The sequence below is a fragment of the Cardiobacterium valvarum genome (assembly GCF_900460955.1).
GTDB lineage: Bacteria > Pseudomonadota > Gammaproteobacteria > Cardiobacteriales > Cardiobacteriaceae > Cardiobacterium > Cardiobacterium valvarum.
Genome location: NZ_UFUW01000001.1, coordinates 311114 through 331020 on the forward strand (window position 1 = coordinate 311114; position 19907 = coordinate 331020).

The window sequence follows — 19907 nt, forward strand, 5'->3', positions numbered from 1 at the left end:
GCTAACCTTATGTAAAAAACCTTATATTGGGCGCATATAACGGAATCTCTACATAATGCGTACAGACTGCTTTATAAGCATGTTATTTAAACCCAAAACAGAACAAAGACAACATCCAACTAACATGTGTACATCGATGATGTTGTAACCTTGTCTAACCCGGAATAATTCTCAGCCGCCACAAAAATATCACCTTAAATAGTTGGTTAAAAAACTATGCAATGCAAGCGTAAGCACAGCAAGTAATCCTAGAAGAAATATGTTAATAGTGGCGTTAAATACAAGCGCTCCCCAAGTAGCAAACTGGAAATTAATCATCTTATTTAGATAACCACTGTAAAACAAAAAATAAAGCAAAATAGTTATTATCAAAAGAGCCTTTATCCCTCCTCTCTCTTTTCCATAAATTTCTACAGAATACATATAAAAGTCCCTATATTCATCATCATTAAAGCTATTATTCCCCAAGGCAATTTCAGCCACTACGATAATTAAAGCAATAATAGGATGTATATATAAATAGTAAGCAGCAAATACCTTCTCTCCCATAACGTTATTTTTATAACTAACCATGATTTTATTTACATCTATTTTGGCGTCAATCCATCTCAAAAGGGCCGATTTTTCTACATCTGATAACTCTACATTAAAGGAAAAGATGACCATAAATGTGGATAGCAGTAGTGACAGTAGCAAAATCTTAATAATCAAGATTCGATAATATTTAATCTTTACAAATTTATCAACTTTGTTTTTCATTGCAGAAACATCTATTAAGGGAATAATGCGCCACTGTGCATTATTCCCGAAAAATTTTTATCTTTTAATGCCTTGGACGGTAAAGCATTCGCCCTATTTTTTGCATAGACCGACATGCAGGTAACATTATTGAACAGTTTTCTTCACCCTGCCTCCGAAAAGGCAGAGGTTTTCCAGTGTTATAGGTCAATAATGCCGCCCTCGCCGCGTGTGATGTCCACGTTTTTCTGCCGCACGGTGATGGCTTCGCCGTCGGTGAAGACGATGGGGGAAACCAGCGGTTTGCCCTGCGCCTTGATGTAAGCGAGATCAACTTCGGCCAGCACGTCGCCCTGGCGCACACGGTCGCCCTGTTTGACGCGGGCGGTGAAGCCTTTGCCGCCGAGTTCGACGGTATCCATGCCGATGTGGATGAGGATTTCGCGGCCATTGTCGCAGGCGAGGCCGTAAGCGTGGCCGGTCGGGAAGGCAACGGCGACTGTGCCGCTGTATGGCGCGATGACGGTGCCGTCAGTCGGTTCGATGGCGATGCCGTCGCCCATGCTTTTCGAGGCAAAGCCCTGGTCGGCGACGTCTTCGAGGGCAATGAGGCGGCCGCTCATTGGCGCGATGAAGGTTTCGCCGCTGATAAGCTCTGCGGGCGCAGGGGCGGGCGCGCGACCTTTTTCAGCGGCGCTGAGGCGGCGTTGGCCGATGAGACAGGTGAGGATGAAGGGTACGACGATAGCGGCAGCCATGGCGAGGGCAAAGGTTTGCCAGAATTGCGGGTTGATGGAGAGGATGCCGGGGATGCCGCCGACGCCGATACTGAGCGCCTGTACGCCACTGCCGACGGAGATGACGGCGGCAGTGGCCGAGCCGATCATGCCGCAGATAAGCGGGAAGCCGTATTTGAGGTTGACGCCGAACAGCGCCGGTTCGGTAACGCCGAGGTAGGCGGAGACGCAGGCGGGTACGTTCACCTGCGCGGCGCGCGCGTTGTGGCGCTGCAAGACGCTCATGGCCAGCACGCTGGAACCTTGCGCGATGTTAGAGAGGGCGATCATCGGCCAGAGGATGGTGCCGCCGAATTTGGTGGTGAGCGTTATGTCGATGGCGTTGGTCATGTGGTGCAGGCCGGTCATGACCACGGGCGCGTAGAGGAAACCGAAGACGGCGGCGAAGAGGACGCTCCAGTCGGAGGTCAGGCCGTTATAAACGATATCGGCGATGCCGGAACCGATTTTCCAGCCGATCGGGCCGACGAGAACGTGGGCGATGATGACCGCCGGCACCAGCGAGCAGAAGGGCACGACGATCATGGAGATAACAGCCGGGGTGATGCGGCGGAAGAGGCGTTCGAGATAGACCAGCACGAAGCCCGCCATGATGGCGGCAATGACTTGTCCCTGGTAGCCGATCATGTTGACGCGGGCGAAGCCGAAATCCCACTGCGGGATATCCGCCGGGGAGGTGCCCGCAACGGCAAAGGCGTTCAGCAGTTGCGGCGAGACGAGCGTCGCGCCGAGGACGATGCCGAGGATGGGGGTGGTGCCCATTTTGCGGGTAATCGACCAGACGATGCCGATGGGCAGCATATGGAAGACGGCTTCGCCGATGAGCCAGAGGAACTGGTACATCCCCGCCCAGAAGACGGAGGTCTGCGCCAGCGTCTGTCCGTCGAACATTTTGATTTCGCCGATGAGGTTGCGGAAGCCGAGGATGAGACCGCCGCAAATGAGCGCGGGGATGATCGGCGCGAAGATTTCGCCGAGGGCGCTCATGATGCGCTGCAACAGGTTCTGCTGGCTGCTGGCTGCGGCTTTCACCGCATCTTTCGAGACGCCTTCGATGCCGGCCAGCGCGGTAAATGCTTTGTAGAACTCGCTGACTTCGTTGCCAATGATGACCTGGAACTGCCCCGACTGGGTAAAGGTGCCCTTGACGCTGGCAATGCTTTCAATGCGCGATACGTCCGCCCGCTTCGGGTCTTTGAGGACGAAGCGCAGGCGGGTCACGCAGTGGGTGATGGCATTGATGTTGTCCTTGCCGCCGATGGCGTCAAGCAACAAAGCCGCATCTTGCTGGAATCTGGACATGCAAATCTCCTTTCTTTCAGGGTGGTATGGGAAAATTAGTTTGCCGGATTATAGCCGCTACTGGGGGAAACGCAGTGTCGTGTACCGCCTGACAGACCCAGTGTTTACGCCGCCTGGCATGGTTCATCCCGAGAAAACGGCATCGCCCTCAGCGGATACAAACCGGAATGGAAACCGGGCCGGGGTGCGGGCATCATCCGCAACCGGCAAATCGTCAGCGCTTGCGACATGCTGATTGCCTTCTGGGATGGCCGCTCGTGCGGCACGCCCAGCAGCATTGAAAGTGCGCACAAGCAGCGGAAAACGGTGCATGATATTCCTACCTGGCGGCTATCCATGTGTTTTCTCGTGGTTTTTCTGTTGATATGCATCAAATCGTGTGTGGTCTTTTTTTTGCTATGATGCGCAGACAACAAAAGCAATAATCATCGTGGGGCAAATTTATGAGACAGTTAGCTTTCGCCGACTCGTTAGTACGGCGTTTTGCGGTAATGGTCATGCTGACCATTGCCGCTTTGTTTTTTGCAGAAACCTCGTCGGCTGCGCCAATGCCGTCGGCGAAGGAGCTGCGTGCGGCGCTTTTCCACAGCGACGGCTCGTTGCAGGAATTCACCGCCAAGGTACCGGCGACGGAGTTCTTCCCGGATGCGACCGGCTACGGCGCGATTCAGGAACAGCCGCCGCTGGTACCGGTGTTGAAAGGTGAGGAAACGCTCGGCTATGTCTTCCTCAACTCGGATTATGTGCCGTCCGGCGGTTATTCCGGTAAGCCGATTCACATCATGATCGGTGTGGATAAGGATTTCACCATCACGAAAGCGAAGCTGGTCAAGCACTCGGAGCCGATTGTGCTGATTGGCATCCCGATTGAGAAGGTCAACGCCTATATTGACGCTTATACCGGACGCAATTATCCACGCGACGGCATGAATCAGGACGCGCCCGATGTCATCAGCGGCGCGACGGTAACGGTGATGGTCATCAACGAGACGATTGCCCGCTCGGCGATTGCCGCTGCGAAGGCGATGCAGGATGGTGGCGCTGAGGAAGCCGTGCCCGCGCAGCCGAAGGAATTGACTGTCGTCGATATGGACAAGCAGGAGAAAAGCAGCTGGCAGGAGCTGACCGGCAGTGGTGCGGTGCGTTCGTTCCAGTTGCACGTCGGCGAAGTCAACGAGGGCTTCATCAAGGCGAAACACCCTGAGGCGGCGGAGCGTGCGGAAAGCAGCAATCCGGAGGACGAGTTTATCGAGATGTTTTATGCGCCGGTCACGGTGCCGTCTATTGGCCGCAGCCTGCTCGGCGACGCCGTTTATGAACAGATGACGAAACAGTTGCAGCCCGGGCAGCAGGCGATTTTAGTCGCCGGCAAAGGGCTGTATTCGTTCAAAGGTTCAGGTTATGTGCGCGGCGGGATTTTTGACCGTCTGAAATTGAAGCAGGACGGCAACGGTTTCCACTTCCGCGACCGCAACCACCGCCGCATCGGTGACATCATGGCCACCGGTGCGCCGCATTTTCCGGAAATCGCACTCTTTACCGTGCCGACCGAGCAAACGCTGGATGCTGCCCGGCCGTGGCAATTGGAACTCTTGGTACAACGCGCCACCGGCCCGCGCGACAAGGCTTTCATCACCTTTGATATGGATTACAACCTGCCTGCCGCCTACACCAAGCAAATCCCCAACCCGGATTATGTCGAGCCACCGCCCGCCCCCGCGCAAACCGCCGCTCCGGCAGATGCCGCAGGCAGTATGGCTGCCGCCCATGATGACGGCGAATTGAGCGTGCAGGCGAAAATCGCGCAACAGGCGTGGCGCGACAAGACGGTGCAGATCGTCGTGCTTGGCATCGCCATCTTCGTGCTGGTCTGCGTTTTCATGTTGCAGGACTGGATTACCCAATACCCGCGCGCTTACAAGGCTTTCCGCAATTGCTACCTCATCTTCACCCTGTTCTGGCTGGGCGGCTACCTCGGCGCGCAGCTGTCGGTGAACGGGCAGTTGTCGGTGGTGAACGTCCTCGCCTTCACCAACTCGCTCATCAACGGTTTCAACTGGAACGTCTTCCTGATGGATCCCGTCATCTTCATCCTCTGGTGTGCAACGGCCTTCGGCTCGCTGATGTGGAATCGCGGCTTCTTTTGTGGCTGGCTCTGCCCCTTCGGTGCCTTGCAGGAACTCACGAACTACATCGCGAAAAAACTGCATGTACCGCAGTTCAAATTCCCCTTCAAAGTGCATGAACGGATGACGGCCATCAAATACATCATTTTCCTGCTGCTCTTCGGCTTCTCGCTCTACGATATGGGGCTTGCCGAACATTTGGCGGAAGTTGAGCCGTTCAAGACCGCCATCATCCTCAAATTCGGGCGCGCTTGGCCGTATGTCGCCTTCGCCCTGATTTTATTGCTCATCGGTCTTTTCATTGAGCGTTTCTACTGCCGCTACCTCTGCCCGATGGGCGCGGCACTGGCCATTCCCGCCAAACTGCGCCTCTTCAACTGGTTGAAGCGTTACCCCGAATGCGGCAATCCCTGCCAGAAATGTGCGCAGGATTGCCCGGTGGAAGCCATCTTCCCTGAAGGCAACATCAACGAAAACGAATGTATCCAATGCCTGAACTGTCAGGTGCTGTATCATGACAAATCGCGCTGTATGCACCTGCTCCTCGCCATCGAAAAGGCGAAAAAACAGAAAGCACGCGAAGAGCGCAACGAAGAAATCCGCGCCGCCCGCGCAGGTGCCACCAAAGTGACACCGGAAAAGGCATAAACCCGTCAAACATCAACAACAGGAGAACTCCATGTCAGACGAACAAAAAGCCGGTATCAAACGACGCGGCTTCCTCGGCGGTGTTGCCGCCGCCGGTGGCGCAGCCGTTGCCGGTGGCGCCGGCCTCTTGGCCTCATCGCAAACCGCCAGTGCCGAAGCAGCCACCGAACCCAGCGATCACGTTGCCCCGGGCGATCTTGACCAGTACTACGTTTTCAACTCCGGCGGCCAGTCCGGGGAACTGCGTATCATGGGTATGCCGTCCATGCGCGAGCTGATGCGCATCCCTGTCTTCAACTACTGCAGCGCCACCGGTTGGGGCCGTACTAACGAAAGCCGCCGCATCATGCGCGAAAAAATGCTGCCGGAAACAAAAAAATACCTTGAAGACAAAGGCGGCGTCTACATGAACGGCGACCTGCACCACCCGCACATGTCTTTTACCGACGGCACCTATGATGGCCGCTACATCTTCGTCAACGACAAGGCCAACACCCGCGTTGCCCGTATCCGCTGCGACGTGATGAAATGCGACGCGATGGTCGAAATCCCGAACGTTTCCGCCATCCACGGTCTGCGCCCACAGCGTTACCCGAAAACCGGCTACGTCTTCGCCAACGGTGAGCATATCATCCCGTGGCCGAACGATGGCAAAACCATCCTTGACACCACCGATGCGAAAAAAGACTACTGGACCGCATTCACCGCCATTGACGGCGACACTATGGACATCAAATGGCAAGTCCGTGTGGATGGCAATCTCGACAACCTTGATGCCGACTACCAGGGCAAATACGCCTTCTCCACCTGCTACAACTCCGAAAAAGGCCTGGATGTCGGCGAAATGTCCTCCAGCGAAACCGACTGGGTTGTTGTCTTTAACATCAAGCGCATCGAAGAAGGCATCAAAAATGGCGACTTCAAAGAAATCAACGGTGTACCGGTTCTTGATGGCACCCATGGTTCCAAATACACCCGCTACATCCCGGTGCCGAACTCACCGCACGGCTGTAACGCTGCACCGGACGGCATCCACATCGTCCTGAACGGCAAGCTCTCGCCGACCGTTTCCGTCCTCGATGTGCGCAAACTTGACGACTATTTTGATGACAAGATCGAAGCCAAAGACCTTATCGTCGCTCAGCCCGAGCTTGGCTTGGGGCCGCTGCACACCGCGTTTGACGGCAAAGGCAATGCCTACACCACGCTCTTCATCGACAGCCAGATGGTCAAATGGAACATCGAAAAAGCGCGTCAGGCCTATCAGGGCGAAAAAGTAGAGCCGGTTATCGAAAAAATCGACGTCCACTACCAGCCGGGCCACAACCACAGCTCGATGGGCGAAACCAAAGAAGCCGACGGCCAATGGCTTGTCTCGCTCAACAAATTCTCCAAAGACCGCTTCCTGAACGTCGGCCCGCTCAAACCGGAAAACGACCAGCTCATCAGCATTTCCGGCGACCATATGCGCCTCGTTCACGACGGCCCAAGCTTTGCCGAACCGCACGACATGATCATTGTCGCCCGCAACAAGGTAAACCCGCTCAGCGTCTGGAACCGTGACGACGACTTCTGGAAAGAAGCGAGCGAACAGGCGAAAAAAGACGGCGTCGATCTCGACACCGCCAACACCGTCATCCGCGACGGCGATAAAGTCCGTGTCTATATGACGGCGACCGCACCCGCCTACGGTCTCTCCAAATTCGAAGTCAATGAAGGCGACGAAGTTACCGTTTACGTCACCAACAAAGAACTCATCGAAGACCTCACCCACGGCTTCACCTTGGGCGACTACGGTATCGCGATGGAAATCGCACCGCAGGCGACCGCATCCGTGACCTTCAAAGCAGACCGCCCCGGCGTCCACTGGTACTACTGCCAATGGTTCTGCCACGCCCTGCACATGGAAATGTCCGGCCGCATGTTGGTCAAAGCCAAAGCTTAATACGCAACATAGAGAACGAACTCACGACGGCACTGCCGTCGTGAGTTTTTTATGCCGGTTGCAAAGAGGAGGAGGTAAGGCAGAGCAGCGAAGACAGTACGGATAGTGCGGCAAGTCGGGCAACACGGCATCGTTTCTCTGAAACCACTACAGCGGCAAGCCTTACCTGCCCTACCGCCAACGGACCAACGGAGAATCTATTGGTTTCTCGCCTTCGTACACGACAAAAAAACAAAACCCGCTGAAAAACATGGCAAAGTGTAAGTTTTGCGACGACGCACACCATGCCAAATTCCAGCGGGTTTTCCGACATCTTAAAGCAACACCTTTCCTGGCACAAAGCAAGAATCGACTGCCTCGCCAGCATCATCACTGCGCTGTTTGTCCGCCAAACCGTCAATCTGTCCGCGCTCAAAAACGCCTTTTCCTCAAAGGCCAAGCCGGAATCCATCTATCGCCGTATGCAGCGTTTCTTTGCCGGGGCTCTTATCGGCAGAACCGATGCAGCCCGCTTCGTCTTCCCGGTTTTCGGCTGGCAAAACGTCCGCCTCACCCTCGACCGCACAACATGGGAATACGGCAAATCCTGTATCAACATCCTGGTTCTGGCTGTAGTCTGGCGTGGTGTCGCTATCCCGGTTCCAACACAGGCGAACGAATGCTTTTGCTGGAACTTTTCCGTGAGACCTTTCCCGAAGTCCATATCGAAACCCTCTACATTGGCAATGGCTGGCTGGCGTATCTGCGTCAGGCAGGGATTTCTTACTGCACCCGCTGCAAGGTAAACGCGCAGATAGCGGGAAAAGGTGGCACAAGGCAGGCGTTAAATTGCCACTTTCGGGCGCTGAAAACAGGGGAAGGGAAAAGATTGGGGCCGGTGATGATGTATGGGCAACAGCACTATCTTGAGGCGACCCGTCTGACCGACGGGCAACTGCCGGTGGTTTGCAGTGACAAAGAGGGCAAGGGGATTGAAGCATACGGCGAGCGTTGGCAGATAGAGACGCTGTTTGGCAGCCTGAAAAGCAAAGGGTTCAACTTGGAAGACACACATATGACCGCACCGGCGAAGAGAGACAGGTTGATGTCAGTGCCGGCGACAGGCTTTGTGCTGTCCTGCCGCGCGGGGGAAGCAGAAGATAAACGGCGACCGATCAAGGTGAAGAAGCATGGCAGACCTGCGCAAAGTTTATTCCGGGCGGGGTTGGACCGGCCGGTTTCTGTGTTATTCAGGGGGATGAGGCTGTTGGAGGTATTAGGCGGTGAGGTGACGGATTTACTGGCGGTCAAGGAGGATGTGGGATGAAGGTTTTTTGTCGTGTACGAAGGCCAATTTCACCAAATCAAAATCATCGTTCGCCACCTGACCAGAAAGCCCGTAAAGCCCGGCAGCACAGGCTTTACGGGCCTTGTCGCTAATCCTAACGGATACTACTCGGGCGGCGTTTGCGGTGTCATCGGGACTTGAAAAAGGAGAGTAAATTGCGGTTTATAAAAGGTTATTTCAGCAAGAAATAAAATAAAAAGCATGAAATTTGTCCATTACGCCAAAAGGGCGGCAAAGATAAAAAAGTGTTAGAATATGGCCGTCCCGTAATGGACGGTCCACCTTACAGTTAATTTACACACGGAGTTACTCATGCAATACCGGAATTATTTAGCAGCCGCCGTTACTCTCGGCATTCTCGCCGCCTGCGGCGGTAACGACAACAAAAATGGCGATAATCCTGCGGCTGATGGACGCCCCGTTGCACCAGCCGCTGGTACACCTTCTTCGCCTTCAAACTTGGGGTCATGGACGTTGCCGCCCAAACCGGATAACAGTGGCGATAATGGTAGTGGCGGCGGCAGCGGAGGCGGCGGCAAAGGTGGTGGTAATGCCGGTAATGGCAGCCTTGATGCCGACTGGAAGAAATCTATCAACAAACTCCGCATCAATGACCAGGAAATCGAATTGCTGGCCCCCAACATCACGCGCGGCAGCGGCGGCTTCTTTAAGGGCGAGGACGATTCTTACAAAAAAATCGTCGGTAACAACCTGCACAATGCCCTGTACGGCATGGTGTACGACAAACAGCGCGGCTCCTACCACACTTTCTTCCAGGGCCCGTCTCCACAGCAGGTAGCTACGACATTGCCGAAAAAAGGCGAAGCACGTTATAGCGGTTTGACGGTACATCAGGCGGAAGGCGCTGATATGCAAGAAGGCTTGGCTGAATTTAATGTCAATTTTACGACTAAAGATGTAACTGGCCGGATCTCGGTACCGGGGAAAATAGACCCGATCGGATTAAAGGCAAGAATTAATAACAACACTTTCAGTGGCTATTCTGATGAGCGTACCTTTACTAATGGTAGTTTCTATGGACAGAATGCAGCAGAAATGTCTGGTGTTTACGAAAAATACTCACAAACGCAAGCAGGCGAGCGTGAATTTCGTGGCGCGTTTGGTGCTACCAAGCGGCCTTGATAACGTCATTCGGTTTCCAGATATTAAAGGCCCCCCAGGGGCCTTTTTATTGGAAAACTGCTAGATGCGCATTGATTCCTCCGTGCTATGATGCGCCGCTTCTTTAAGGACAGATAAGACCACACATTCATGAATTACTGGTTGATGAAATCCGAGCCCGGCAATTTTTCGCTGGATGATTTGCAGCGCCGTCCCGCGCAGACTGAGCCGTGGGACGGTGTGCGCAATTATCAGGCGCGCAATTTCATGCGGCAGATGCAGGTCGGCGATCAGGCGTTTTTTTATCATTCCAATGCCCGTCCGTCCGGTATTGTCGGTATCGTCGAGATTGTCCGCGCGGCCTATCCCGACCCGACGCAGTTCAATCCGGAAAGCCGTTATTTTGATGCGAAGGCGACGGTGGATGCACCGCGCTGGGATTTGGTTGAAGTGAAATTTGTGCGTGCGTTTCGCCGCATCATCGCGCTGGATGCGCTGAAAACAGTGCCGGAACTGGCCGGTATGGCGGTAGTGCGGAAGGGTAGCCGTTTGTCGGTGATGCCGGTCTCGCCTGTGCATTGGCAGGTGGTGCTGGCTCTCGCTGATGCTGGGGAGGGCAGCGTATGACGGATGTTGTCGTCCGCGTTGAGCATCTCTCTTTCTCGCGCGGTAAACGCAAGATTTTTGATGACGTGAGTTTTGTCATCCTGCGTGGCGAGGTAGTGGCGGTGATGGGACCGTCCGGCACGGGCAAGACGACGTTGATGCGCCTGCTGACCGGGCAGTTGCGCCCCGATAGCGGCACGGTCGAGGTGTTGGGCGAGTCGGTGCCGGATTTGTCCCGCGCTGCGCTGATGCGTCTGCGTCGCCGTATGAGCATGTTGTTCCAGTCCGGTGCGCTCTTTTCCGATATGTCCGTCGCCGAGAATGTCGCCTTTCCGCTGCGCGAGAAGACACGGCTGGACCGCAAATTGATTGCAACAGTCACGGCGATGAAGTTGCAGCGTGTCGGCCTGCGCGGCGCAGCGGCGCTGATGCCCTCGGAATTGTCCGGCGGTATGGCGCGGCGGGTAGCGCTAGCGCGCGCGATTGCCTTTGATCCGGAATTGATGATTTATGATGAACCGTTCACCGGCCAGGATCCTATCTCGCTAGGTGTCCTCACCCGCCTGGTGCGCGATTTGAATGATGGCCTGCGTATGACCAGTTTCGTGGTTTCGCATGATGTGACGGAGGTGAGCAAGATTGCCGACCGTATCTTGCTCTTCGCGGGCGGCAGGCTTCTGGCCAACGATACCCCGGCGGCGGTGCATGCCAGTACCGATCCGCTGGTGCACCAGTTCATGCACGCCGAGGCGGATGGGCCGGTTGCTTATCATTATCCCGCCGCCGATTATGCAGCGGAGTTGCTGGAGCGCGTCCGATGAAGGCTGTGCTGGATTTTCTCGCCGCTGTTGGCACAACGACGCTACGCTGCCTCGCCGCGCTGGGTGATTTTTCGCTCTTTGCCCTGCTATTGCTGCGTCACTGCGCGGTGCTGGTGCGCAAGCCGCTGCTGACGCTGCGTGCGACTTATAACGCAGGCGTACTGTCGCTGCCGATCATTCTTGTCGCCGGCCTGTTTGTCGGCATGGTGCTGTCATTTCAGGCGTACACGACGATGGTGCGTTTCGGCGCGGAACAGTCGTTGGGGCCGATGGTGGCGCTGTCGCTGATGCGCGAACTGGGGCCGGTAGTCGCGGCACTGCTCTTCGCCGGGCGCGCCGGTTCGGCGATTACCGCTGAAATCGGTCTGATGAAGACAACGGAGCAACTGGCGGCGATGGAGATGATGGCGATTGAGCCCGTCGCCCAGGTCGGTGTGCCGCGTTTCCTTGGCGCACTCTTTGCCCTACCGCTGCTCACCATTCTTTTTGTTGCCGTCGCCATTCTTGGTGCGCATCTGGTCGGCGTGGTCTATCTCGGCCTGGATGACGGCGTCTTCTGGTCGGGCATGCAGAACAGTGTCGATTTCGTGAGCGACATCGCCCGCGGCATGTTGCTGAAAAGTCTGGTTTTTGGCTGGGTTTGCGCGGCGCTGGCTGTCTATCAGGGCTTTAGCTGCCCGCCCACCGCCCGTGGCATGGCGAATGCGACTACCACCACCGTGGTGATGTCGTCGCTGGCTGTGCTCGGACTAAATTTTGTCCTGACCGCGATGATGTTTGGAGGTTGAAGTGCAATCAAATCGCAGTGTATCCGTCGCCGTCGGCGTTTTTGTGTTAATGGCCCTCGTTGGCATCGTTTTCCTTGCCTTGCAAGCGAGTAATGCGCGCGGTTTCCGCCTGCACCATCCCTATGAACTGGAAGCGCAATTCGGCGATATCAGTGGTCTGTCGAAAAATGCCAAAATCACCATGGCCGGGGTGCAAATCGGCAAAGTGAAAAGTATCAGTTACGACCAGGACAGCTACAAGGCCAAAGTCATCCTGCAAATATCCGGCGAATACGACCGTCTGCCACTTGACAGCAGCGCTGACATTCTCACCGCCGGGCTGTTGGGTGAAAAGTATATTGGTATCGTCCCCGGCGGTGACCTGGAGACCTTACAAAATGGTGATACGGTCCGCTACACCGGTTCGTCTATGGTATTGGAGAAGCTGATCCAGCAATTCGTGACCCAAATGTCCGCTAAAGATGATGGCGGCAACACCCCAACCCAGGAGCAAAAACCATGAAAAAATTCCTCATGACCCTCGCCCTTAGCGCCACTGCTTTTGCCGCGTTCGCCGCACAGCCGACCACTGACGACGCGCGCAGCCTCGTCGAACAGCAGGCCAAAATTGTCTTAACCAACCTGAATGCCAACCAGGCACATTACCAGAGCGACCCCGCCGCATTCAGCGCGCTTATCCGCAATGAAGTCCTGCCCTACATGGACTTTGAGCTGATGTCGCAAGTTGTCCTTGGCCGCCATTGGCGTGAGGCGAATGCACAACAGAAAACCGACTTCACCGCTGCCTTCCGCGACCTCCTGGTACGTGTCTATTCGCGCGGCTGGACCAACTATGCCGGCACACCGGTCGAAGAAGCGGTGAAAGTGCTGAGTGCCACGCCGGTGGACAAATACCAGCGCACTGACACCCGCATCCAGGTGCGCGACAAAAACGGCAAACAGGCCATCGTTGTTTTCAGCCTGCGCTTCAAAAACGGTCAATGGAAAATCTACGACGTATCCTTTGAAAACGTCTCGATCCTGTCCAGCTACCGCAACAGCTTCGATAGCGAAATCAACCAGGGCGGGCTGGACAAACTCATCGCCAAAATCAAAACCATGAAGGGCGACGAGAAACTATGACCCTCGCCGCTTTAGGGGCCCTGCGCGACGGCGTGCTGCATCTGCATGCCGCGCTCACCGCCCGCAGCCTTGACGGCATCCCCTTCCGTGACGAAACCCTGCCTGATCCCCTCACCGTGGACGGGCAGGCATTGCAACAAGCCGACAGCATCGGTGTCGCCGCACTCGTCTGGCTGGCAGGCCAGGCGCAGCAACAGCAGCGGCGCACCATCTGGCAACACCTGCCGCCCCACCTTGGCGAACTGCTTGCCCTCTACGAAATTGACCTGCCCACCATGAGCCAACCCACCCCATGCAAGAAGAACTGATCACCGCACGCATCAAAGCCGTCCTGCCCGACGCCGATATCTCCCTCAGCACCTTCGATGGCGTACATTACAGCGCCCACGTCCGCTCGGCAGGCTTTGCCGGCAAGAGCCGCCTCGAACAACACCGCCTCGTCATGAATGCTCTTGGCGACATCCTCGGCAGCAACGAAATCCACGCTGTCGCCCTGAAAACCGAGGTCGCCTGATGGAACAACTGAAAATACGCGGCGGCAAACCACTGCACGGCGAAGTCACCATTAGCGGCGCCAAGAACGCCGTCCTGCCCATTCTCGCTGCCACCCTGCTCGTCGCTGGCGAAACCATCATTGATAACGTGCCGCGCCTGCGCGACGTGCACACCTTCATCAAAGTCCTGAACGCCATGGGTGCCAAAGCCGCCTTCACCGGCGACAACCAGGTCACGGTGGACGCCAGCCACATCACCAACCCCGAAGCGCCTTACGAGCTCGTCAAAACCATGCGCGCCAGCATCCTCGTGCTGGGACCGCTACTTGCCCGTTTCGGACAGGGACGCGTTTCCCTGCCGGGTGGTTGTGCCATTGGTGCCCGCCCCGTGGATCAACACATCAAAGGCATGCAGGCCCTCGGTGCCCATATCGACATCCACGAAGGCTACATCGAAGCCAGCGGCAAACTGCGCGGCAGCCGCTTCCTCATGGACGTAGTGACCGTCACGGGCACCGAAAACCTGCTCATGGCTGCCGCACTCGCCGAAGGTACCACCATCCTCGGCAACGCCGCCTGCGAGCCGGAAGTCAGCGACCTCGCCCACTGCCTGAACGCCATGGGCGCAAAAATCAGCGGCATCGGCACCACCACCCTCACCATCGAAGGCGTACGCGCCCTCAAACCGGCGCGCTACGCTACCTTGCCGGACCGTATCGAAACCGGCACCCACCTCATTGCTGCCGCTATCACCGGCGGCGACATCACCACGCGCCACACCCGCCCCGACCTGCTCGAAGCCGTCCTCGAAAAACTCGAAGCGGCAGGCGCGGAAATCACGCGCGGCAACGACCATATCCGCCTCGTACAACGCGGGCGCCCACGCGCTGTCAGCATCCGCACCGCGCCGTTCCCCGCTTTCCCCACCGACATGCAGGCGCAGTTCATGGCGCTGAATACCATCGCCCAGGGCACCGCGACCATCATCGAAACCATCTTTGAAAACCGCTTCATGCACGTCCCCGAATTAGCGCGCATGGGCGCAGACATCACTATCGAAGGCCACACCGCCACCGTGCACGGCGTGGAAAAACTGAGTGGCGCACCGGTGATGGCGACTGACCTGCGCGCCAGTGCCTGCCTTGTCCTCGCCGCCCTGGCCGCTGAAGGCGAGAGCACCATTGACCGCATCTACCACCTCGACCGGGGCTACGACGCCATCGAAAAAAAACTGAGCGCGCTCGGCGCCGACATCTGCCGCATCCGCGCAGCAGAATAAAGCGCCAGGCGAGACAACCGCGCCATTGAGCACACACCAAACATGCATCGCGACGAACTGCACACCTACCTCAACGACTACCTGCAAAGCAGCCGCTACCGCGACTACGCACCCAACGGCATCCAAATTGAAGGCAAAACGGAGATCCGGCGCATCACCACCGCCGTCACCGCATCACAAGCAGCCATTGAAGCCGCCATCGCCCAACAGGCGGATGCCCTGCTCGTCCACCACGGCTACTTCTGGAAAGGCGAAGCGCCTGCCATCACAGGCATCAAAAAACAGCGCATTGCCGCTCTCCTCGCGCATAACATCAACCTCATCGCCTACCACCTGCCGCTTGACCAGCACGTAGAACTTGGCAACAACGTCCTCTTTGCCCGCCATTTTGACTGTGAAACCGTGTGGCAATCTGTCGCCGAACCGCTCATCTGGCATGCCCGTATCCGTCCGACCACGCTGTCTGCCCTGCTTGAACGCCTGGCACATGACCTCGACCGTCTCCCGCTTGCCGTCGGTGAAAACACAGGCGAACTCACCCATATCGCCTGGTGTACCGGTGCGGCACAAGACTATCTGCAACAAGCAGCGGCAGAAGGCGCGCAAGCCTACATTAGCGGTGAATACGCCGAACGCAGCTACCACGAAGCGCGCGAAAGCGGCTGCACCTACATCAGCTGCGGCCATCACGCGAGCGAACGCGCAGGCATCCGTGCCCTCGGCGAACACCTTGCCACTACCTTCGGCCTCGACGTCGCTTATTACGACGAGTCCAACCCGTTCTGAATCCCCAATTATCCCGTTTGGCGGGGCGGTATCCGCCTCAATAGGCCATAAAAACATCCCTGCGCAAAAAAACGAGATTTTGCTAAGATAGCTACCTCGAAAAAACCTAAACCCAAGGCAATACGCCGTCTTGATAAGAATCAAACGATGCGCGGAGAAAAATCATGAGCAATGCAGCGAACCTCAAACCGGCATTCATCCCGGCGCACCCCATTGAAAACCCGGGGCGCCGCAAAATGCTGGTCGCGGTGACAACAGGCGCGACAGCCGTCGGTGCCGGATTCGTCGCCGTACCTTTCCTGAAAAGCTGGTTACCCAGCGAGCGGGCCAAAGCCGTCGGCGCACCCGTCGAAGTGGACATCACCAAACTTGAAGCGGGTGCCATGCAGACCGTACTGTGGCAAGGAAAAGTCGTATACGTCCTGCGCCGCACCGAGGATATGCTGGCCACCCTGCCGCAAGTCGGCGGTGACCTGCGCGACCCCGAATCCAAAGAATCCATCCAGCCCGAATACGCACAGAACGAATGGCGTGCCGAACGCAAAGATGTCCTCGTTACGCTCGGCATCTGCACCCACCTTGGTTGTGCGCCCAAACTACAGTCCCGTGCTGAAGGGCGGGAAGTGCGCGGCGATGCCACTTGGGAAGGCGGTTTCTTCTGCCCCTGCCACGGTTCCAAATTCGACTATGCCGGCCGCGTTTACAAGGGTGTACCTGCGCCGACCAACCTGACTATCCCGCCTTATAACTTCAAAAACGACAATCTCGTTGTCGTCGGTACCAGCAGCGAAGGAGGACAAAATGGCTAGCAACCCGTACAAAACCACCGGACTGCTCGGCTGGATCGATAACCGCTTCCCGCTGACCCTGCTCTGGCACGACCACATGGACCGCTACTATGCGGCGAAAAACTTCAATTTCTGGTACCTCTTCGGCTCGCTTGCCCTAGTCGTTCTGGTTAACCAGATCCTCACCGGCGTCTGGCTGGCAATGTTCTACAAACCGAGCGCTGCCGAAGCCTTTGCCAGTGTCGAATACATCATGCGCGATGTGGACTATGGCTGGCTTATCCGCTACATGCACTCAACCGGCGCCTCCTTCTTCTTTATCTGCGTTTATATGCACATGTTCCGTGGTCTGATGTACGGTTCCTACCGTAAACCACGCGAACTTGTCTGGCTCTTCGGCGCACTAATCTTCCTTGCATTGATGGCAGAAGCCTTCATGGGCTACCTGCTGCCGTGGGGGCAAACCTCCTACTGGGGCGCGAACGTCATTATCTCGCTATTCAGTGCTATCCCTATCGTCGGCGATGCCATCGTTACCTTCATCCAGGGCGACTTCTACATCTCCGACGCGACATTGAACCGCTTCTTCTCGCTGCACATCATCCTTATCCCGCTGGTGCTGGTGATGCTTGTTGCCGCGCATATCATTGCGCTGCACGAAGTCGGCTCGCTTAACCCGGACGGTATCGAGATTAAAGAACATCTGGACGAACGCGGCGTGCCGCTGGACGGCGTTCCTTTCCATCCGTATCTCACCATCAAAGACCTGGTCGGCTTCGGCTTCTTCTTCATGATCTTCGCCGGCATCATCTTCTATATGCCTGAATTTGGCGGTTACTTCCTCGAACTTGCCAATTTCGAACCCGCGAACGCACAAGTGACCCCGGAACACATCGCCCCCGTCTGGTACTTTGGTGCCTTCTATTCGATCCTGCGCGCAATGACTTGGGACTGGTTCGGCATTCCGGCAAAACTGTGGGGTGTTATCGCCATGTTTGCCGCTGTCGGCATGATCTTCATCGTGCCGTGGCTTGATCGCTCTCCGGTCAAATCCATCCGCTACAAAGGCTGGATATCGCGAGTGGCGCTCGGTCTCTTCGTCATCGCGTTCATCACGCTGACCAAACTCGGTACCATGCAGCCGACCAATACCGTGACGCTCCTGGCGCAATTCTTTACCGCCGTGTACTTCGCTTTCTTCCTGCTGATGCCGATATACAGCAAACTCGATAAAACCAAACCGGTGCCGACACGGGTGACCAAATGAACACGAAAAAAATCCTGCTCCTGCTGACCGCAACACTGACGCTGGCTCAGGCAGCGTTCGCATCGGGTGTTGCGGGTTACCCGAATGACACCTTTCAGGCAGACCTGACCAATAAGGTTTCGTTGCAGAACGGTGCCAAATACTTCATCAACTACTGTGCCGGTTGCCACTCGCTGCAATACCAGCGTTACAACCGCATGTTCAAAGATCTGGACATTGATCCGGAAATCGGGGCGAAAAACCTCATCTTCACCGGTGCCAAAGCGGTAGAACAAATGCACACCGGCATGAGTGCCGCAGAAGGCCTCAAATGGTTTGGGCAAACTCCGCCCGACCTGTCGCTGACAGCGCGGGCCAAGAGCGGGGCATACATCTACAATTACCTGCGAGGTTTCTACCTTGATGACACCCGTCCGCTCGGTTTTAACAACTCTATCTTTGCCGGAGCCAGCATGCCGAATCCCTTGTGGGAACTGCAAGGTATCCAGAAACCGGTGTATAGTGAAGAGAAAACCTGCGCGACCGTTGATGGTAAAGAAACTTGCGAAACGCATAGCACCCTAACCGGCTTCGATATTGTTACACCGGGAATCCTGAATAAAGAAGATCCTGCCAAAAACAAAGAAGCCTATGACCAGGTGGTGTACGACATTACCAACTTCCTCAGCTACGTTTCCGATCCATCCGCGCTGGATAGAATGCGCATGGGCCCATGGGTACTGGCATTCCTTGCCTTCCTCACCATGATCTTCTACCTGCTGAAAAGAGAGTACTGGCGCGACATCCATTAACACAAAGGACCCTATGAGTATTGTGAGCCAAAAACGGGGCGGGCTGGCACTGTTCGGTAGCCCCATCCATGCTGCCAGTCACCGCTTGCGTCTGGTGTGCCAATTGAAAGACCAGGAAATTGATTACGTTGAAATTGACCCGGACAATATCCCGGCGGATCTCATCGAAATCAACCCGACCGGGCGCCTGCCTACCCTGATAGACCGCGACCTCGTCCTCTTTGACGAACGCGTGGTGAGCGAATACCTGGATGAGCGCTTCCCACACCCGGCGCTGATGCCGATAGAAGCGAATCTCAAAGCCAAAATTCGCCTCTTCTGCTATGAATTGGAAACCAATTGGTACCAGCCGGTAGACCAACTGCAACACGCCAAGCTAACGCCGGCCAAGAAAAAAGCGGCACAAAAACATTTGCGCGAATCCGTGCTGCTCATGTCGCCGATGTTCAAAGGCCGTGACTATCTCATCGGTTCCGAAATAAGCCTGCTCGATTGCTGTGTGCTGCCGATCCTGTGGCGCCTGGAAAGTTTGGAAATTGATCTGCCGAAAGCCGCTGCGACGATCCAGCACTACATGGACTTCCACTTCGCCAAAGACTACTTCAAAAACTCGCTTTCCAAACAAGAAGCTGCGTTGCGGAGCAGTGCATGAGCGAAATGACTGACCGTAAACCCTACCTGCTACGCGCTATCTACCAGTGGATCGTGGATAACGATTGCACCCCGCATCTTGTGATTGCCGCTCCCGGCGCCGGTTGGGTACACGGTGTGCCGTCACACCTGCTGCAAGAAGACATGCTGGTGCTGAACATCTCGCCGCAGGCAACCGCGCATCTGCAAATCGAAGACGACAATATCACCTTCGACACCCGCTTCGGCGGCAAACCACACCAAGTCTGGGTGGCGATGGCAGCCGTCGTCTCCCTAGTTGCGCGGGAAAACGGCGAAGGCATCAGCCTGCCCGTAGCGGATGACATCGAAGCCGGGCCGAAAAAACCGCAGCAAACAGCGGGTGATGACGCCGACAAAACCCCGGATAATCCCGAATCGCCCGCCGGCGGTAGCCATCTGCGCATCATAAAATAGCAAAAATGCCCGCTTCTGCGGGCATTTTTATAGCGAAACCTTCGGATACGACAAAATCTGGCCAAGCGGCGTAA

21 protein-coding genes are annotated in these 19907 nt (G+C 56.0%); 19 read left to right on the plus strand and 2 right to left on the minus strand.

Annotated elements, in window-relative coordinates:
- Window positions 1-189 precede the first annotated feature (189 nt).
- Complete coding sequence (locus tag DY250_RS01590; RefSeq protein ID WP_115610619.1) at window positions 190-759, minus strand: hypothetical protein; 570 nt, start codon at window positions 757-759, stop codon at window positions 190-192.
- Window positions 760-938: 179 nt separating this feature from the next.
- Window positions 939-2837 carry a PTS system trehalose-specific EIIBC component gene (gene treP / locus DY250_RS01595; RefSeq protein WP_115610620.1) on the minus strand — a complete coding sequence of 633 codons (1899 nt, stop codon included), beginning with the start codon at window positions 2835-2837 and terminating at the stop codon, window positions 939-941.
- A gap of 497 nt (window positions 2838-3334) precedes the next feature.
- On the opposite strand from treP, the gene DY250_RS01600 reads away from it, so the two are divergent.
- The 19 genes from DY250_RS01600 (at window position 3335) to DY250_RS01685 (ending at window position 19833) form a co-directional block, all read left to right on the plus strand.
- Entirely contained in the window at window positions 3335-5611 is a 2277-nt protein-coding gene (locus DY250_RS01600) for a NosR/NirI family protein (RefSeq protein ID WP_245950990.1), read from the plus strand.
- A gap of 31 nt (window positions 5612-5642) precedes the next feature.
- A complete protein-coding gene (nosZ, locus tag DY250_RS01605) occupies window positions 5643-7556 on the plus strand; it encodes a TAT-dependent nitrous-oxide reductase (protein ID WP_115610622.1) in 1914 nt (637 codons plus the stop codon).
- A gap of 284 nt (window positions 7557-7840) precedes the next feature.
- A complete protein-coding gene (locus DY250_RS14445) occupies window positions 7841-8341 on the plus strand; it encodes a hypothetical protein (protein WP_245950991.1) in 501 nt (166 codons plus the stop codon).
- The gene (locus DY250_RS13845; protein ID WP_245951148.1) at window positions 8224-8862 is read left to right on the plus strand and encodes a transposase; all 639 of its coding nucleotides are present in this window, start codon (window positions 8224-8226) and stop codon (window positions 8860-8862) included. Before DY250_RS14445 ends, DY250_RS13845 begins: the two co-directional genes overlap by 118 nt.
- Before the next feature lie 333 nt (window positions 8863-9195).
- Window positions 9196-10026, plus strand: coding sequence for a transferrin-binding protein-like solute binding protein (locus tag DY250_RS01615; protein ID WP_115610624.1), 831 nt, complete (start codon window positions 9196-9198; stop codon window positions 10024-10026).
- Window positions 10027-10155: 129 nt separating this feature from the next.
- Complete coding sequence (locus DY250_RS01620) at window positions 10156-10632, plus strand: EVE domain-containing protein (protein ID WP_115610625.1); 477 nt, start codon at window positions 10156-10158, stop codon at window positions 10630-10632.
- Window positions 10629-11432 carry an ABC transporter ATP-binding protein gene (locus DY250_RS01625; RefSeq protein ID WP_115610626.1) on the plus strand — a complete coding sequence of 268 codons (804 nt, stop codon included), beginning with the start codon at window positions 10629-10631 and terminating at the stop codon, window positions 11430-11432. Before DY250_RS01620 ends, DY250_RS01625 begins: the two co-directional genes overlap by 4 nt.
- Window positions 11429-12220 carry a lipid asymmetry maintenance ABC transporter permease subunit MlaE gene (gene mlaE / locus DY250_RS01630; RefSeq protein ID WP_115610627.1) on the plus strand — a complete coding sequence of 264 codons (792 nt, stop codon included), beginning with the start codon at window positions 11429-11431 and terminating at the stop codon, window positions 12218-12220. Before DY250_RS01625 ends, mlaE begins: the two co-directional genes overlap by 4 nt.
- A 1-nt stretch (window position 12221) precedes the next feature.
- Entirely contained in the window at window positions 12222-12722 is a 501-nt protein-coding gene (gene mlaD / locus DY250_RS01635) for an outer membrane lipid asymmetry maintenance protein MlaD (RefSeq protein WP_245950992.1), read from the plus strand.
- Window positions 12719-13342 carry an MlaC/ttg2D family ABC transporter substrate-binding protein gene (locus DY250_RS01640; protein WP_115610629.1) on the plus strand — a complete coding sequence of 208 codons (624 nt, stop codon included), beginning with the start codon at window positions 12719-12721 and terminating at the stop codon, window positions 13340-13342. The genes mlaD and DY250_RS01640 overlap by 4 nt, the downstream gene beginning before the upstream one ends.
- Window positions 13339-13650 (plus strand): STAS domain-containing protein, encoded by a 312-nt coding sequence (locus DY250_RS01645; protein WP_115610630.1) that lies wholly within the window; start codon window positions 13339-13341, stop codon window positions 13648-13650. Before DY250_RS01640 ends, DY250_RS01645 begins: the two co-directional genes overlap by 4 nt.
- Complete coding sequence (locus DY250_RS01650; RefSeq protein ID WP_006984194.1) at window positions 13635-13856, plus strand: BolA/IbaG family iron-sulfur metabolism protein; 222 nt, start codon at window positions 13635-13637, stop codon at window positions 13854-13856. The genes DY250_RS01645 and DY250_RS01650 overlap by 16 nt, the downstream gene beginning before the upstream one ends.
- On the plus strand, window positions 13856-15115 hold the full coding sequence (gene murA, locus DY250_RS01655; protein ID WP_115610631.1) for a UDP-N-acetylglucosamine 1-carboxyvinyltransferase: 1260 nt from the start codon (window positions 13856-13858) through the stop codon (window positions 15113-15115). The genes DY250_RS01650 and murA overlap by 1 nt, the downstream gene beginning before the upstream one ends.
- 42 nt (window positions 15116-15157) lie before the next feature.
- Window positions 15158-15901 carry a Nif3-like dinuclear metal center hexameric protein gene (locus DY250_RS01660; protein ID WP_115610632.1) on the plus strand — a complete coding sequence of 248 codons (744 nt, stop codon included), beginning with the start codon at window positions 15158-15160 and terminating at the stop codon, window positions 15899-15901.
- Between the two features lie 164 nt (window positions 15902-16065).
- Window positions 16066-16710 carry a ubiquinol-cytochrome c reductase iron-sulfur subunit gene (petA, locus tag DY250_RS01665; RefSeq protein WP_115610633.1) on the plus strand — a complete coding sequence of 215 codons (645 nt, stop codon included), beginning with the start codon at window positions 16066-16068 and terminating at the stop codon, window positions 16708-16710.
- On the plus strand, window positions 16703-17956 hold the full coding sequence (locus DY250_RS01670) for a cytochrome b (protein ID WP_115610634.1): 1254 nt from the start codon (window positions 16703-16705) through the stop codon (window positions 17954-17956). Before petA ends, DY250_RS01670 begins: the two co-directional genes overlap by 8 nt.
- Window positions 17953-18747, plus strand: a complete 795-nt coding sequence (locus DY250_RS01675; protein ID WP_115610635.1) for a cytochrome c1 — start codon at window positions 17953-17955, stop codon at window positions 18745-18747. Before DY250_RS01670 ends, DY250_RS01675 begins: the two co-directional genes overlap by 4 nt.
- A gap of 13 nt (window positions 18748-18760) precedes the next feature.
- Window positions 18761-19399, plus strand: a complete 639-nt coding sequence (locus DY250_RS01680) for a glutathione S-transferase N-terminal domain-containing protein (protein WP_115610636.1) — start codon at window positions 18761-18763, stop codon at window positions 19397-19399.
- On the plus strand, window positions 19396-19833 hold the full coding sequence (locus DY250_RS01685; RefSeq protein WP_115610637.1) for a ClpXP protease specificity-enhancing factor: 438 nt from the start codon (window positions 19396-19398) through the stop codon (window positions 19831-19833). The genes DY250_RS01680 and DY250_RS01685 overlap by 4 nt, the downstream gene beginning before the upstream one ends.
- Window positions 19834-19907: the final 74 nt, after the last annotated feature.

Bases quoted from the DNA above. Each gene is read 5' to 3' on its own strand.
- nosZ (WP_115610622.1), top strand. From the start codon at position 5,643: ATGTCAGACGAACAAAAAGCCGGTATCAAACGACGCGGCTTCCTCGGC.
- DY250_RS01590 (WP_115610619.1), bottom strand. From the start codon at position 759: ATGAAAAACAAAGTTGATAAATTTGTAAAGATTAAATATTATCGAATC.
- DY250_RS01670 (WP_115610634.1), top strand. From the start codon at position 16,703: ATGGCTAGCAACCCGTACAAAACCACCGGACTGCTCGGCTGGATCGAT.
- DY250_RS01680 (WP_115610636.1), top strand. From the start codon at position 18,761: ATGAGTATTGTGAGCCAAAAACGGGGCGGGCTGGCACTGTTCGGTAGC.
- DY250_RS01685 (WP_115610637.1), top strand. From the start codon at position 19,396: ATGAGCGAAATGACTGACCGTAAACCCTACCTGCTACGCGCTATCTAC.
- DY250_RS01640 (WP_115610629.1), top strand. From the start codon at position 12,719: ATGAAAAAATTCCTCATGACCCTCGCCCTTAGCGCCACTGCTTTTGCC.
- treP (WP_115610620.1), bottom strand. From the start codon at position 2,837: ATGTCCAGATTCCAGCAAGATGCGGCTTTGTTGCTTGACGCCATCGGC.
- DY250_RS01650 (WP_006984194.1), top strand. From the start codon at position 13,635: ATGCAAGAAGAACTGATCACCGCACGCATCAAAGCCGTCCTGCCCGAC.
- mlaE (WP_115610627.1), top strand. From the start codon at position 11,429: ATGAAGGCTGTGCTGGATTTTCTCGCCGCTGTTGGCACAACGACGCTA.
- DY250_RS01675 (WP_115610635.1), top strand. From the start codon at position 17,953: ATGAACACGAAAAAAATCCTGCTCCTGCTGACCGCAACACTGACGCTG.
- DY250_RS14445 (WP_245950991.1), top strand. From the start codon at position 7,841: ATGCCAAATTCCAGCGGGTTTTCCGACATCTTAAAGCAACACCTTTCC.
- DY250_RS01615 (WP_115610624.1), top strand. From the start codon at position 9,196: ATGCAATACCGGAATTATTTAGCAGCCGCCGTTACTCTCGGCATTCTC.
- DY250_RS01600 (WP_245950990.1), top strand. From the start codon at position 3,335: ATGCTGACCATTGCCGCTTTGTTTTTTGCAGAAACCTCGTCGGCTGCG.
- murA (WP_115610631.1), top strand. From the start codon at position 13,856: ATGGAACAACTGAAAATACGCGGCGGCAAACCACTGCACGGCGAAGTC.
- petA (WP_115610633.1), top strand. From the start codon at position 16,066: ATGAGCAATGCAGCGAACCTCAAACCGGCATTCATCCCGGCGCACCCC.
- DY250_RS01645 (WP_115610630.1), top strand. From the start codon at position 13,339: ATGACCCTCGCCGCTTTAGGGGCCCTGCGCGACGGCGTGCTGCATCTG.
- DY250_RS01660 (WP_115610632.1), top strand. From the start codon at position 15,158: ATGCATCGCGACGAACTGCACACCTACCTCAACGACTACCTGCAAAGC.
- DY250_RS01620 (WP_115610625.1), top strand. From the start codon at position 10,156: ATGAATTACTGGTTGATGAAATCCGAGCCCGGCAATTTTTCGCTGGAT.
- DY250_RS01625 (WP_115610626.1), top strand. From the start codon at position 10,629: ATGACGGATGTTGTCGTCCGCGTTGAGCATCTCTCTTTCTCGCGCGGT.